We start from the raw sequence: 13034 nt of genomic DNA, 5'->3' as shown, positions 1-13034 counted from the left end.
CTTTCCCGAAAGCCCGCCTCATGAAGCTCTTCTACAGCCAGACGTCCCCCTTCGTGCGCAAGGCGCTGATGGTCGCCCATGAGCGGGGACTGGCATCCCGGATCGACCTGTCGCCAACCGATGTCTGGTCGCCGGAAACGGTGGTGCCGACCCTGAACCCCCTGGGCAAGATCCCCACCCTGGTGACGGATGACGGCCTGACCCTATTCGACAGCCCGGTCATCGCCGAGTACCTGGACAGCCTGGGCACGGTGGGCCAGCCCCTGTTCCCAGCCGCGGGGCCGGCGCGCTGGCTGGCGCTGCGGCAGCAGGCCATCGCCGACGGCATATGCGACGCCGCCATCCTGCGCCGCATGGAGGGCCTGCGGCCGGAGAACCTGCGTTCCGCCAGTTGGACGGAACGCCAGCGCCAGGCCATGATCCGTGCCGTGGACCTGCTGGAGGCCGAAGTCGACCAGCTGCAGGGCCTGACCATCGGCACCCTGTCGGTGCTGATCGCCCTCGCCTACCTGGACTTGCGCTGGGACTGCGACCACTGGCGTGAGCGGGCGCCCAAACTGGCCACCTGGTTCGCCCAGGCGTCGGACCGGGAGAGCTTCCGCCTGACCGTGCCGCCGCGGGGCTGAGCCGATGGAGCCCACCTCCTTGGACGCCGCCCTGGATGCCGCCCTGGACGCAGACAGCATCATCCGCCTGCTGGGCCTCAAGCCCCATCCCGAGGGCGGGCACTATGTGGAAACCTACCGCCATGCCCCAGCGGAGGGTGGCCGGGGCAGCTCCACCGCCATCTACTTCCTGCTGAAGGCCGGGGAGCGGTCGCACTGGCACCGGGTGCTGGACGCGGACGAGGTATGGCACTGGCATGCCGGCGCCCCCCTGCGCCTGTCGCTGTCGGCCGATGGCCTGGCCACGGCCGATCTGGCGCTGGGCGCCAACCTGATCGCCGGCCAGCGGCCCCAAGGCGTGGTTCCGGCCGGGCAGTGGCAGGCGGCCGAATCCCTGGGCGCGTGGACCTTGGTCGGCTGCACCGTGGCCCCGGCGTTCGAGTTCCAGGCGTTCGAGATGGCGCCCGCCGGCTGGGCGCCTGGGAACGGCCATCCCGCCGATGGCGGATCTGCGTAACGGCGGTTTGCAATCCGGCCGTCTTTGCCTGATAAACGCGGCCAAAGCGGCCCCTTACATCTAGAGTATTCCCATGGGATTCAATTGCGGCATCGTCGGCCTGCCCAATGTCGGCAAGTCGACCCTGTTCAACGCGCTGACCAGCACGGCGGCCGCGGAAGCGGCCAACTACCCCTTCTGCACCATCGAGCCCAATGTGGGCCGCGTCGGCGTGCCCGACCCGCGCCTGGACAAGTTGGCGGCCATCGCCAAGTCGCAGAAGACCGTCCCCACCCAGCTGGAGTTCGTGGACATCGCCGGCCTGGTGCGCGGCGCCTCCAAGGGTGAAGGCCTGGGCAACCAGTTCCTGGCCAACATCCGCGAGGTGGACGCCATCGTCCATGTGCTGCGCTGCTTCGAGGATGGCGACATCACCCACGTCGAAGGCTCCATCGACCCCACCCGCGACGCGGAGACGGTGGAGACCGAGCTGATGCTGGCTGACATGGACAGCCTAGAGAAGCGCCTGCCCGCGCTGCAGAAGAAGGCCAAGGGCGGCGACAAGGAATCCAAGATTTTCGCCGACCTGATCGAACGGGCGCTGGTCGTGCTGCGCGATGGCAAGCCCGCCCGCGTGTCCGAGGTGTCGGAGGAGGAGCGCCCATACTGGCGCCAGTTGCAGCTGCTGACGGCCAAGCCCGTGCTGTACGTCTGCAACGTTGAGGAGGCGTCCGCCGCCTCCGGCAACAGCCTGTCGGCCAAGGTGGCCGAGATGGCCAAGGCCCAGGGTGCCGTGTCGGTTGTCATCTCCGCCGCCATCGAATCGGAACTGGCGCAGCTGAGCGATGAGGACAAGGCCGAGTACCTGTCCTCATTGGGGTTGGAGGAGCCGGGCCTGAACCGCCTGATCCGCGCCGGCTACGGCCTACTGAACCTGCTGACCTTCTTCACCGTCGGCCCCAAGGAAGCGCGCGCCTGGACCGTGCGCCGCGGCGCCAAGGCCCCCGAGGCCGCCGGCGTCATCCACACCGACTTCGAACGGGGCTTCATCAAGGCCGAGACGGTGGACTTCGACAGCTACATCACCCTGGGCGGCGAAACCGGCGCCAAGGATGCCGGCAAGCTGCGCATCGAAGGCAAGGAATACGTCGTCCACGACGGCGACATCTTCCATTTCCGGTTTAACGTTTGATGCCCTGAAGCGGCGGGCGGCCCCATCCGGGGCCGTGCCTTCCTAGAGAGTTTAGGGTCCTAGAGAGTTTAGGAACAGGAACCCTTAGCTGCACAGCTTGGTTACGCGAACGAAATGAAAAAGGGCGGCCGGGGTGACCCAGCCGCCCTTCCTGTTTTCAGCGCTCGCTGTCCAGCGAGGCCATGGCGTGCGCATTGTAGCGATCGCCGGCGGCACTATCCTTGGGCACCGCCCGTTCGATGGCAGCCAAGTCGTCCGGCGTCAGGGTCACGTCCAAAGCCCCCAGCGATTCCGCCAGCCGGTCGCGGCGGCGGGCGCCGATCAGGGGAACGATGTCCTGGCCCTGGGCTAACACCCAGGCGATGGCGATCTGGGCGACGCTGACGCCCTTCTCCGCCGCCACGCGGCGCAGTTCCTCCACCAGGGCCAGGTTATGGTCCAGGTTTTCCCCCTGGAAACGGGGGCTGTGGGCGCGGAAGTCGGCGCCCTTGCTCTCCCACTCCTTGTTCCAGTGCCCGCTGATCAGGCCGCGCGACAGCACGCCATAGGCGGTGATGCCGATGCCAAGGTCGCGGCAGGTGGGTAGGATGTCCCGCTCAATACCGCGAGAGATCAGGGAATATTCGATCTGCAGGTCGACGATGGGGTGGACAGCCGCAGCGCGGCGCAATGTGTCGGAACCCACCTCAGACAGGCCGATGTGGCGGACGTAGCCTGCCTTCACCATATCGGCGATGGCCCCCACCGTGTCCTCAATGGGAACGTTGGGGTCCAAGCGAGCCGGACGATAGATGTCGATATGGTCCACCCGCAGGCGCTGCAGAGTATAGGACAGCGCGGTCTTGACTGCCGAGGGGCGCGCGTCGAAGCCGATCCAGTTTCCGGCCGGGTCACGCTGGGCACCAAACTTCACGCTGATCTGCACCTCATCGCGCTGGTGGGCGCGGGTGAAGCCGGCATCGGCCAAGGCATCGCCGATCAGCATCTCATTATGGCCCATGCCGTAAAAGTCGCCGGTGTCCAACAGGACCATGCCGGCGTCCATGGCGGCATGCAGGGTGGCGACACTTTCGGAGCGGTCGCTGGGGCCATACATGCCGGACATGCCCATGCAGCCGAGACCGAGGGCGGAGGTGGCAAGACCTTGGGCACCGCCGGGCATGCCGAGAAAGCGCTGCTGCATCGTTGATTCCTTTGGAAAAACGGGTGGGTGCGACGCGGCCCAGGCGTGTGGGCGGGGCGTTGATGAACCAGACTATGCCGCCAACGCATGCCGCGTGATAATCTGGCTAATCCTCAATGTGCTGTTCGACTAATCGAACAATGGTGAGCCCCATGCCCGCGCCCAATCTGGCCGATCTCGACCTGTTCCTGGCCGTGGCCCGGCACCGCAGTTTCCGGCGCGCCGCCAAGGAACGGGGGGTGGCCCCCTCCACCCTCAGCCTGGCGCTGAAACGGCTGGAGGAGGATTTGGGCGTGCGACTGCTGAACCGCACGACGCGCAGCGTCACCCCGACCGAGGCGGGCCAGCGGCTGGTGGCCCGGCTGGCGCCCGTGTTCACCGAGGTGGCGGAGTCGCTGGACGAGGTGAACAGCTTCCGCGACACGCCCACGGGCCCCTTGCGCCTGAACGTGCCCGTCGTCGTGTCCTGGCTGACCCTGGCGCCGCTGGTGCCCCGCTTTCTGGCGCTTTATCCCGGCATCACGCTGGAGGTGATCGAGAACAACGCCTTCGTCGATGTCTTCGCCGAGGGCTTCGACGCCGGCATCCGCTATGGCGAAGCGCTGGCCCAGGACGTGGTGGCCGTGCCCATCAGCCCGCCGCAGCGCTACGTCCTGGCCGCATCGCCGGACCTGATCGCGCGCGAAGGTTTGCCCGGTCACCCGCGCGACCTGATCGGCCGCCCCTGCCTGCGTCACCGCTTCGCCGACAGCGCCGTCCTGCCCTGGGAGTTCGAGCGGGGGGATGAGGTGGTGCGCATCGTGCCCGACGGGCGCCTTGTGGGAAACAGCGTGCCCATCGCCGTCAGCGCGGCGGAGGCTGGATTGGGCTGGATCTGCACCTTCGAGGGCTTTCTAGCCCCGTCCTTGGCCGCCGGGCGGCTGATGCCGGCGTTGGAGGAGTGGCTGCCCCCTTCCCCGGCCCTTATCTCTACTACCCCAGCCGTCGCCATGTGCCGGCGCCCTTGCGCGCCTTCATCGACTTCATGCGGAAGACCTATGAGGCGGAGATGGGCGCCCGGTAGCGCGCCGGGGTCACGCCCAAACGGCGGCGGAAGGCGCTGACGAAGGCGCTGGTGCTGTCGTAGCCAGCCTCCAGCCCAGCCTGGGTGACCGACAGGCCGCTTCCCAGCAAACTGGCGGCGTGCAACAGGCGCAAGCGCTGCCGCCATTCGCCGAAGCGCTGGCCCGTTTCCTCCTTGAACAGGCGTTGCAGGGTGCGGGCGCTGGCGCCCGCGGCGGCGGCCAGCGCATCCAGGTCCGCCTCGTCGGCGGGATCGATGCGCAGGCGTTCGGCCACCGCGATAGCCCGGCGGTCACGCGGCCAGGGCAGCGACAGGGGCAGCCGCTCCGCCACCGCCAACCGATCCATCAGCACCCCGGCCAACCGCGCCTGATCGGGCTGGTCGGCGCGCAGCATGCCCACGGACACCACATGCAGGATCAGTTCGCGCAGCAGCGGCGCCACGCCCAGCACCTGGCAGGCGGTGGGCAAGGCATGGCCATCAGCCGCCAGGGTCGGGGCGATGTACAGTGTGCGCATGGCGACGGCGCCGCGCATGTCCACCGCATGCCCGGCTCCAGCGGGCAGCCACACCGCCTGCGCCGGTGGCACCAGCCAGACGACATCGCCCGCCGTCACCCGCATGACACCGCGCGCGGCGTACAGCAGTTGGCCCCAGTCATGCCGGTGCGCGTGCAGGCGGTGACCATCGCTGAAGGTCAGGGCCAGGCTGCGGATAAGGAAGGGGTCGGCCATCTTGGCGCCTTTGCGACAGGGATCGTCATCCTAGCGCAAGACGGCCAAAGCCCCCTAGGGCATCATCCGTTGATCCCAACCCCAACGGCCGGAGGTCCCCATGGCCAACCACCTGCGCTTCTTCGCCATCCATGCCGAGGATGTGGAGCGTGCCAAGGCGTTCTATGAAGCGGTGTTCGACTGGCGCATCACCCCCTGGGGGCCGCCCGGCTTTTACCTGATCCAGACCGGGGTGGAGGGGGAGCGGGCCGTGGGCGGCGCTCTGCAGCAACGGCACGAACCCGTGACCGGCACGGGCATGAAGGGCTTTGAATGCACTGTGGGCGTGGATGACCTGGACGCAATCATGGCCAAGGTGACGGCCCAGGGCGGCACCATCGCCATGCCGCCCTATACCATCGACGGCGTGGGCCGCCTGATCTACCTGGAGGACACGGAGGGCAACCGGGTCGGCGCCATGCAGTACGACCCGGCCTACGCCGCCGCGTTCTTCTGACACCTCACCAGCTGCTGTTGTCGCTCCCGCTGCTGCTGCCGCTGTCGAAGCTGCTGGACGAGGCGCCCCCGTCCGACGAACCGCCCCAGCCATCGCTGGACGAACTGCCGGAATCGAAGCTGGGGTCCGGCCGGCGCTCGGTCTCATAAACGCGGTTTTCCGTGACGTTGTTCACCACCGTCTCGTGGATCACGGTGTCGTGGTGATGGCCGCCGGACATCAGTTCCCCCACGACCATGCCGGTCAGGAAGCTGGAACCGCTGTTGTCCTGGACCACCACCGGGGCATAGCCCGGCTGGCCATAGACAGGGGGCGCCGATTGGGGATAGGGCGGCGGCACCGGGCCAGTGGCGGGGCGATAGCCGCCGCCATAGGCCGGACGGCTGCGGCGGAACACCATGAAGATGGCCAGGGCCGCCAGCAGCAGCCCGCCCACCACCAGGATGATGGTCATGCCGCCATCGTCGGAGGTCTTGGGCGCTGAGGCTGGCGGATGGGACACCGTCTGCGACGCGACCGGCGCGGTGGCTTTGGGCGCCGGGGTGGGCTGGACCGCCGGTTCCGCCGCCGCCGGCTTCAGGAAGGACTGTTCGCGCGCCAGATGCTGCTGGAACGTCTCCGGGCTGCGCGCGAAATGCAGGGTCGGGTCGATCTTACGGGCCAGTTCCAGTTCGCCCACGGCGTCCTTATGCAGGCCCTCCATGCCCAGCACCTCGCCCAACTCATAATGGGCGCGGGCGCTGTCGCCATGCTCCCGAATGGCGTCGCGCAGCATGTGCTCGGCCGCCGGCAGGTCGCCGGCGTCCACCGCTTTCTTCACCTGCTCCGGCGTCGCCGCCGCCCAGGCCGGAACACTGGCCCCCAGCAGCAGCCCCAAACCGACGCCCATTAAAATCCCGTTCAAGGTCAATGCCTTGGTATACGCGCTCATCTCATGCTCCCCGCGATGGGTTCGGTCGAACCCTTCGGCGGGAATGGTAAGGGCGATGGTAGATCGGTCATAGAACCACTTAAGGACGTGCCCATTGGCGGGATGGCCTGCGGCGGTACGCCGCACCTCAACCGTCAGAAGCCGGCCCCGGGCTGGTCCAGATACTCCCGTTCCGCCGTCGTGCAGGCGCGGCCCAGGATGCCGTTGCGATGGGGGAAGCGGCCGAAGCGGCGGATGATCTCGCGGTGGCGCTCGGCATGGTCCAAGTGATCACCAGCACCGATTCGCTCCCCCACCAGGGCGATGCAGCAATCCTGCAGCACGATCTCCTTCGCATGCTCGAACGGCAGATAGAAGAACAGGCGCCGCTCCACCGGCTGTTCCAGATCCTGCGCCCGGGCCACGGCGCGGCTGGCCAGCGCTTGCGCCCGCGCATCGGTGGCGAAGGCAAGCGCGTCGCCCCGGAAGATATTGCGCGGCACCTGGTCCAGCAGGATCAGCAAGGCCAAGGCGCCGTCCGACGTGTCGGCCCAGGCGTCCAGCGCCCCTTCGGCCGCCGCGTGGTAGCTGCCGGCCAGCCGGTCGCGGACACGCGCGTCGACGTCCGCCCCGCCCTTGAACCAATCGTCCGGTGTTAGGCCCTGGAACCAGAAGGCCAAGACCTCCGCCGCAGTAAGCACGCCCATGCCGTCCCTCCATTCCTTTCGCCGCCGCCTGGGCAAGCGGATCAAACAGAAAGGGCGCCCCGGTCATCCCGAGGCGCCCTTTTCACTCTCCCGTCCGGGGGACCGGCTTAATGTTGGTCCGCCCACACGGCGCGCTTGGCGGCGTAGAGGATGCCGGCCAGCACGATCAGGAAGATCATGACCTTCAGGCCCATTTCGTGGCGGGCTTCCAGGTTGGGCTCGGCCGCCCAGGCGAGGAAGGTGGCCACGTCCTTGGCCTGCTGCTCCACCGTGGCCTTGGTGCCGTCGGCGAAGGTCACGCCACCGTCCGACAGGGGCGGCGGCATGGCGATGACATGGCCGGGGAAGGCCTTGTTGTAGTTGCCGCCCGACGGGACGGTGAAGCCGGCCGGGGCCGGCTCGAAGCCCGTCATCAGGGCGACGATGTAATCCTCACCCCCCTTGCGCGCCTTCACGATCAGCGACAAATCCGGCGGGGCCTTGCCGCCGTTGGCGGCGGCTGCTGCCTTTTCGTTGGGGAACGGGGCCTTGAAATGGTCGGCCGGCACGCCCTTGCGGGTGAACATCTCACCCTCGTCATTGGGCCCGTCGGTCATGTCGTAGCCGGCGGCGATGGCGGTGATCTCCGCCTCGTTGTACCCGAGCGCGCTGAGGTTGCGGTACGATAGCAGGTTCATGGAATGGCAGGCGGAGCAGACTTCCTTGTAGACCTGGAAGCCGCGCTGCAGCGCCTTGCGGTCGAAGGTGCCGAAGATGTTGCTGAAACCGCGGGTGACGGCACCGTGGCTCCATTCGTTCTTCGGATACTCCATCTCTTCGCTGGCGACCGCGGGAGCGGCCGCAGCGACGGCGACGAGACCGGCAAGGATCAGGGACCGAAGACGACGCATCAGGCTTTCTCCATCGGCTTGGCGGCGGCACCGGCGGCGGTGGCCCCACCACCCAGGACGGGCTTGGCGATGCTGGCCGGCAGCGGCAGGGGCTTCTCGATCAGGCCGACGAACGGCAGCGAGAGGAAGAAGCCGAAGTAGACGAGGGTGGCGAACTGGCCAACATAGACCAGCGGGATTTCCAGGCCCCCCAGGTGCCAGGCGGCATCGGCCGTCTGGGCGCCCACGTACATCAGCAGGAAGAAGGCGACCAGGAAGGCCAGGATGCCCTTCTTGAAGATGGGACGGAAGCGGGCGCTGCGCACCGGCGAGGTGTCCAGCCAGGGCAGGATGAACAGGATGGCGATGGAACCGAACATGGCGATGACGCCGCCCAGCTTGGCCTCGATCAGCTTCAGCCCGGTGAAGGGGATGGAGATGTCGAAGGTGATGGAGCGCAGGATCGCGTAGTAGGGCAGGAAGTACCACTCCGGCACGATGTGCGGCGGGGTCACCATCGGGTTCGCCTGGATGTAGTTGTCCGGCTCGCCGAAGAAGTTGGGGGCGTAGAAGACGAAGGCGGCGAAGATGGCCAGGTAGACCACCGTGCCGAAGCTGTCCTTCACCGTGTAGTAGGGGTGGAAGGGCAGCGTGTCCTGCGGGCCCTTGGGCTCCACCCCCAGCGGATTGTTGGAGCCGGTGATGTGCAGGGCGGCGACGTGCAGGAACACGACGGCGGCGATGACGAAGGGCAGCAGGTAGTGCAGGGCGAAGAAGCGGTTCAGCGTCGGGTTGTCGACGGAGAAGCCGCCCCACAGCAGGGTCACGATGTCCTGGCCCACCAGCGGCAGGGCCGAGAACAGGTTGGTGATGACGGTGGCGCCCCAGAAGCTCATCTGGCCCCACGGCAGCACGTAGCCCATGAAGGCCGTGGCCATCATCAGCAGGAAGATCACCACGCCGATCATCCACAGCAGCTCACGCGGCTTCTTGTAGGAGCCGTAGTAGAGGCCACGGAAGATATGGATATAAACGGCGATGAAGAAGAACGACGCGCCGTTCATGTGGATGTAGCGGATCAACCAGCCGAAATTCACGTCGCGCATGATGCGCTCGACGGAGTTGAAGGCCAGGTTGGTGTTGGGCGTGTAGTGCATCGCCAGCACGATGCCGGAGACGATCATCGTCACCAGCATGATCATGGCGATGGCGCCGAAGTTCCAGAAGTAGTTGAAGTTACGCGGGGTGGGAAACACCCCGTATTCCTTCTGGATCATGGTGAAGATCGGCAGCCGCTGGTCGAGCCAGTTGACCACCGGGTTCTTGAAAGAGGATGAAGGGCCGTGAGCCATTTCTCGCTCCCTGGGGGTCCGGCTTAGCCGATACGGATCGAAGTGTCGGTCTTGAACGCGTAGCTGGGCACTTCCAGGTTACGCGGCGCGGGACCCTTGCGGATGCGGCCGGACGTGTCGTAGACCGAACCATGGCACGGGCAGAACCATCCGCCGTATTCGCCGCGGGGATCGGAATTCTTCTGGCCCAGCGGGATGCAGCCCAGGTGGGTGCAGATGCCGACGACGATCAGCCATTCCGGCTTCTTGGCGCGGGCGGCGTCCGTCTGGGGGTCGCGCAGTTCGGAGACGTTCACGTCCACGGCCGACTTGATTTCCTCAGGCGTGCGATGGCGGATGAACACCGGCTTGCCGCGCCAGGTGACGGTGATGGACTGCCCCACCTGCACCGGCGACAGATCCACGTCGGTGCTGGCCAAGGCCAGGGTATCCGCCGCCGGGTTCAGGCTGTCGATGAAGGGCCAGGCCGTGACGGCGGCACCCACGACACCGGTCGCGGCGGCAGCAAGATAAATGAAGTCGCGACGTGTAGGATCCCCGCCGCTGTGAGAGCCGCTCCCCGGCCCGTGACCGGCCGTTTGGGTCGTGTCCGCCATACCAAGCTTCTCCTCGAAGTCAGGGGCACCTGAAAACGCCCCGGCGCCCGCCTCACAAGGGTTTCCCAATATTGTTATAACCCTATCCTGAGCGAACCTGCCTTGCGCAGGTGCACCCGAGAATAAGGTTGACGGCCGGCGTCTTGTCCGGTCGCGGTAAATCCATATACATGCGCCCCCGTGGCTTGGGAAGCGTGTGTATGCAGCCCCAGCGCTATTCTTAGCTGCACAAACGAAAGGTTTGGCGGCCGAAGAGCTAGTCTTTCCAACACCTTACCGGACTACTTTCCCGTGCGCATCGCCCTTTACCAACCAGACATCCCCCAGAACGCCGGAACCTTGATGCGCCTTGGCGCCTGCCTGAATGTGGGCATCGACATCATCGAGCCGTGCGGATTCGTTTTGGACGATAAACGCCTGCGCCGGTCGGGCATGGACTACCTAGAGGGTGTGGACCTGGTGCGCCACACGTCCTGGGCGGCGTTCGAGACCCGTCGGCGGGCGAACGGTCAATCCGGGGGCGACGCAGGGCAGCCCCGCCCCGGGCAGGGTGCGGTCATGCCGCGCCTGCTGCTGCTGACCACCCGTGCCGCCATGTGGTACACCGATTTCGTCTTCCAGCCGGACGACATCCTGCTGCTGGGCCGGGAATCGGCCGGCGTGCCGGAGGAGGTTCACGCCGCCGCCGACGCGCGCCTCGCCATTCCCATGCGCCCGGGCTTGCGCTCCCTCAACGTCGCCATGGCCGCCGCCATGGTGGTGGGTGAGGCCATACGCCAGCTGGACGCCTGGCCCCGCTGACCTGCTCCGGAATCCCGACCCATGACCGACATCCCCCTGTCCGCCAGCCTCCTGTCCCCGCAAGCGCTCGCGGGCGACGCCCCCCTGGCCGAGGAGCGCAAGGCCCGGGCCGCCGCCTGGTTCCAGGATTTGCGCGACCGCATCTGCGCCGCCTTCGAGGCCATCGAGGATGAGGCGGCCGACCTACCCGCTTATGGCGAGGGCGCGCCCGGCCGCTTCGAGCGCAAAAGCTGGAATCGACCGGACAGCGATGGCGAGAGCAAAGGCGGCGGCGGCGTCATGTCGCTGATGCGCGGCCGGGTGTTCGAGAAGGTGGGCGTCAACATCTCCACCGTCCACGGCACCTTCAGCGAGGAGTTCCGCGCCCAGATTCCCGGCGCCGCGGCCACCGGCCAATTCTGGGCCAGCGGTATCAGCCTGGTGGCGCACATGCGCAGCCCCCTGGTGCCGGCGGTGCACATGAACACCCGCCACCTGGTGACGCAGGAGGCCTGGTTCGGCGGTGGCTCAGACCTGACGCCCATGTTCCTGGACAGCGCCGAAACGGCGGAGGACGCCGCCACCTTCCATGCGGCGCTGAAGGCCGCCTGTGACGCGCACGGCGCCGACTACTACGCCCGCTTCAAGGAATGGTGCGACCGCTATTTCTTCCTGCCGCATCGCAACGAGCCGCGCGGCATCGGCGGCATCTTCTACGACCGGCACGACACCGGCGACTGGGAGGCCGACTTCGCCTTCACCCGCGCGGTGGGCCAGGCCTTCCTGGAGGTCTATCCCCAGATCGTGCGCCGCCGCATGCGCCTGCCCTGGACCGAGGCGCAGCGCCATCACCAGCTGGTGCGCCGGGGCCGGTACGTGGAATTCAACCTGCTGCACGACAGGGGCACCCTGTTCGGCCTGAAGACCGGCGGCAACATCGAGGCCATCCTGATGAGCCTGCCGCCGGAAGTGAAGTGGCCCTGATGCAGGCCCTCAAACGCCGGGCGTCGCCCCAGCGGCAAAGCCGCTGGCAGCCCGCGACGGCGGGCGCCGGAGATTTCCGGGGAGCCGAAGGCGGACTGGAAATCGAGGACAAGGCAAGGACGCGGATGCATCCGCCCGCCGTCTGAGGGCGAAAAACAAGGACCCCGGAGATGAACTCCGGGGCCCGATAAAAAGAGCCGGTCGACGGAAGGGGAAAGGAGGCCGCCATTCCGCCCGTCGCGCCACACGACTAGCACGCCGCCGACCGGCTGTACGGTGCCCTGTCTAAACGGGGGCGTGGACTCCGCATCGCCCAGGCCCCAGGCACCGATAGGAACTCGAAAATTGAAACTCAGGGCGCCTTGCCGGCCACCTCGCGATCTTTGTCCAACAGCGGCTTGAAAGACGCGGCCAGGGCCACGTCGGCCGGATCCACCTTCTGGTCGCCGTTCTTGTCGTGGAAGCCGAACATGCGCCAGCCGGACGCCATGAACTCCTCCCGCGACATCTTCTGATCGCCATCCAGGTCAATGGCGGCGAAGCGGATGTGGGTCTGCTTCAACTGCTGGGCCTTGCGCTCCGCCGGCACGTTCTCCTTGGTCAGCCGCGCCTCGAACTCGGCGGAGTACTCCGCCTCGCTCACCCAGCCGTCGCCGTTGGTGTCCAGCGCCTTGAACTGCTGGTCCCGCACCGCCTGGTATTCCTGGGCGGTGACCACGCCGTCGCCGTTCCGGTCATGTTCCTTGATGAAGCTGGCGATGTCGTGGGACGCCGCATGAGCATCCCCGATAGGGGCGACACCGAAGGCCAGGAAAGCCGCGCCGACCAGAGCGGTGGCGGCGAAACGGGCCGGACTGCGGCTTAAGGCGGTTCGGCTGTGGGCCAAGGCGCGCGAGGCCGAATGCCAGCCATCAGCCTTTCGTTCCGCTTCCCTCATCATCCCATCCCTCAACCGCAGTCATCAGCGTGTGACACCATCACTAATGAGAGTCATTCGCATTTGCAAGCCAAAACCACGCGCCCCGCCTGCGGAGAAGGATTTACTACCCAAAAGAGAAAGAGATGCC

15 protein-coding genes are annotated in these 13034 nt (G+C 66.9%); 7 read left to right on the top strand and 8 right to left on the bottom strand.

The window, feature by feature from the left end:
- Positions 1 to 20 precede the first annotated feature (20 nt).
- The 3 genes from UCD39_RS23115 (at position 21) to ychF (ending at position 2293) form a co-directional block, all read left to right on the top strand.
- On the top strand, positions 21 to 626 hold the full coding sequence (locus tag UCD39_RS23115; protein WP_330498053.1) for a glutathione S-transferase N-terminal domain-containing protein: 606 nt from the start codon (positions 21 to 23) through the stop codon (positions 624 to 626).
- A gap of 19 nt (positions 627 to 645) precedes the next feature.
- Complete coding sequence (locus UCD39_RS23110; protein ID WP_330498052.1) at positions 646 to 1122, top strand: cupin domain-containing protein; 477 nt, start codon at positions 646 to 648, stop codon at positions 1120 to 1122.
- A 73-nt stretch (positions 1123 to 1195) separates the two neighbouring features.
- Positions 1196 to 2293: a redox-regulated ATPase YchF gene (gene ychF, locus UCD39_RS23105; protein ID WP_330498051.1), complete on the top strand. Its 1098-nt coding sequence runs from the start codon at positions 1196 to 1198 to the stop codon at positions 2291 to 2293.
- A 157-nt stretch (positions 2294 to 2450) separates the two neighbouring features.
- Here the strand turns inward: ychF and UCD39_RS23100 are convergent, their stop codons facing one another.
- The gene (locus UCD39_RS23100; protein WP_330498050.1) at positions 2451 to 3476 is read right to left on the bottom strand and encodes an aldo/keto reductase; all 1026 of its coding nucleotides are present in this window, start codon (positions 3474 to 3476) and stop codon (positions 2451 to 2453) included.
- Positions 3477 to 3628: 152 nt separating this feature from the next.
- Here UCD39_RS23100 and UCD39_RS23095 point away from each other — a divergent pair, with 152 nt between their 5' ends.
- Positions 3629 to 4579 carry a LysR family transcriptional regulator gene (locus UCD39_RS23095; protein WP_330498049.1) on the top strand — a complete coding sequence of 317 codons (951 nt, stop codon included), beginning with the start codon at positions 3629 to 3631 and terminating at the stop codon, positions 4577 to 4579.
- On the opposite strand, the gene UCD39_RS23090 is transcribed toward UCD39_RS23095, so the two are convergent.
- The gene (locus tag UCD39_RS23090) at positions 4512 to 5273 is read right to left on the bottom strand and encodes an AraC family transcriptional regulator (RefSeq protein WP_330498048.1); all 762 of its coding nucleotides are present in this window, start codon (positions 5271 to 5273) and stop codon (positions 4512 to 4514) included. The two genes, UCD39_RS23095 and UCD39_RS23090, sit on opposite strands and share 68 nt — an antisense overlap.
- Before the next feature lie 100 nt (positions 5274 to 5373).
- On the opposite strand from UCD39_RS23090, the gene UCD39_RS23085 reads away from it, so the two are divergent.
- A complete protein-coding gene (locus UCD39_RS23085) occupies positions 5374 to 5769 on the top strand; it encodes a VOC family protein (RefSeq protein ID WP_330498047.1) in 396 nt (131 codons plus the stop codon).
- Positions 5770 to 5773: 4 nt separating this feature from the next.
- Here the strand turns inward: UCD39_RS23085 and UCD39_RS23080 are convergent, their stop codons facing one another.
- The 5 genes from UCD39_RS23080 to petA form a co-directional block, all read right to left on the bottom strand.
- Positions 5774 to 6700, bottom strand: coding sequence for a tetratricopeptide repeat protein (locus UCD39_RS23080; protein WP_330498046.1), 927 nt, complete (start codon positions 6698 to 6700; stop codon positions 5774 to 5776).
- A gap of 134 nt (positions 6701 to 6834) precedes the next feature.
- The gene (locus UCD39_RS23075) at positions 6835 to 7386 is read right to left on the bottom strand and encodes a DUF924 family protein (RefSeq protein ID WP_330498045.1); all 552 of its coding nucleotides are present in this window, start codon (positions 7384 to 7386) and stop codon (positions 6835 to 6837) included.
- Between the two features lie 107 nt (positions 7387 to 7493).
- Positions 7494 to 8276, bottom strand: coding sequence for a cytochrome c1 (locus UCD39_RS23070; protein WP_322482961.1), 783 nt, complete (start codon positions 8274 to 8276; stop codon positions 7494 to 7496).
- Complete coding sequence (locus UCD39_RS23065; protein ID WP_330498044.1) at positions 8276 to 9607, bottom strand: cytochrome b; 1332 nt, start codon at positions 9605 to 9607, stop codon at positions 8276 to 8278. Before UCD39_RS23065 ends, UCD39_RS23070 begins: the two co-directional genes overlap by 1 nt.
- A gap of 23 nt (positions 9608 to 9630) precedes the next feature.
- Positions 9631 to 10203: a ubiquinol-cytochrome c reductase iron-sulfur subunit gene (gene petA / locus UCD39_RS23060; protein ID WP_330498043.1), complete on the bottom strand. Its 573-nt coding sequence runs from the start codon at positions 10201 to 10203 to the stop codon at positions 9631 to 9633.
- Positions 10204 to 10494: 291 nt separating this feature from the next.
- On the opposite strand from petA, the gene UCD39_RS23055 reads away from it, so the two are divergent.
- Positions 10495 to 11004: a tRNA (cytidine(34)-2'-O)-methyltransferase gene (locus UCD39_RS23055; RefSeq protein ID WP_330498042.1), complete on the top strand. Its 510-nt coding sequence runs from the start codon at positions 10495 to 10497 to the stop codon at positions 11002 to 11004.
- Between the two features lie 21 nt (positions 11005 to 11025).
- Positions 11026 to 11967, top strand: a complete 942-nt coding sequence (hemF, locus tag UCD39_RS23050; protein ID WP_330498041.1) for an oxygen-dependent coproporphyrinogen oxidase — start codon at positions 11026 to 11028, stop codon at positions 11965 to 11967.
- A gap of 352 nt (positions 11968 to 12319) precedes the next feature.
- On the opposite strand, the gene UCD39_RS23045 is transcribed toward hemF, so the two are convergent.
- The gene (locus UCD39_RS23045) at positions 12320 to 12907 is read right to left on the bottom strand and encodes an EF-hand domain-containing protein (protein WP_330498040.1); all 588 of its coding nucleotides are present in this window, start codon (positions 12905 to 12907) and stop codon (positions 12320 to 12322) included.
- Between the last annotated feature and the right edge of the window lie 127 nt (positions 12908 to 13034).

The sequence above is a fragment of the Nitrospirillum karajorum genome, from assembly GCF_036348415.1.
Taxonomy (GTDB): domain Bacteria; phylum Pseudomonadota; class Alphaproteobacteria; order Azospirillales; family Azospirillaceae; genus Nitrospirillum; species Nitrospirillum amazonense_B.
This window is presented reverse-complemented; position numbering and strand designations above follow the sequence as displayed.

Bases quoted from the DNA above. Each gene is read 5' to 3' on its own strand.
- UCD39_RS23075 (WP_330498045.1), bottom strand. From the start codon at position 7,386: ATGGGCGTGCTTACTGCGGCGGAGGTCTTGGCCTTCTGGTTCCAGGGC.
- UCD39_RS23070 (WP_322482961.1), bottom strand. From the start codon at position 8,276: ATGCGTCGTCTTCGGTCCCTGATCCTTGCCGGTCTCGTCGCCGTCGCT.
- UCD39_RS23065 (WP_330498044.1), bottom strand. From the start codon at position 9,607: ATGGCTCACGGCCCTTCATCCTCTTTCAAGAACCCGGTGGTCAACTGG.
- UCD39_RS23085 (WP_330498047.1), top strand. From the start codon at position 5,374: ATGGCCAACCACCTGCGCTTCTTCGCCATCCATGCCGAGGATGTGGAG.
- hemF (WP_330498041.1), top strand. From the start codon at position 11,026: ATGACCGACATCCCCCTGTCCGCCAGCCTCCTGTCCCCGCAAGCGCTC.
- UCD39_RS23045 (WP_330498040.1), bottom strand. From the start codon at position 12,907: ATGATGAGGGAAGCGGAACGAAAGGCTGATGGCTGGCATTCGGCCTCG.
- UCD39_RS23115 (WP_330498053.1), top strand. From the start codon at position 21: ATGAAGCTCTTCTACAGCCAGACGTCCCCCTTCGTGCGCAAGGCGCTG.
- UCD39_RS23095 (WP_330498049.1), top strand. From the start codon at position 3,629: ATGCCCGCGCCCAATCTGGCCGATCTCGACCTGTTCCTGGCCGTGGCC.
- petA (WP_330498043.1), bottom strand. From the start codon at position 10,203: ATGGCGGACACGACCCAAACGGCCGGTCACGGGCCGGGGAGCGGCTCT.
- UCD39_RS23080 (WP_330498046.1), bottom strand. From the start codon at position 6,700: ATGAGCGCGTATACCAAGGCATTGACCTTGAACGGGATTTTAATGGGC.
- UCD39_RS23090 (WP_330498048.1), bottom strand. From the start codon at position 5,273: ATGGCCGACCCCTTCCTTATCCGCAGCCTGGCCCTGACCTTCAGCGAT.
- ychF (WP_330498051.1), top strand. From the start codon at position 1,196: ATGGGATTCAATTGCGGCATCGTCGGCCTGCCCAATGTCGGCAAGTCG.
- UCD39_RS23100 (WP_330498050.1), bottom strand. From the start codon at position 3,476: ATGCAGCAGCGCTTTCTCGGCATGCCCGGCGGTGCCCAAGGTCTTGCC.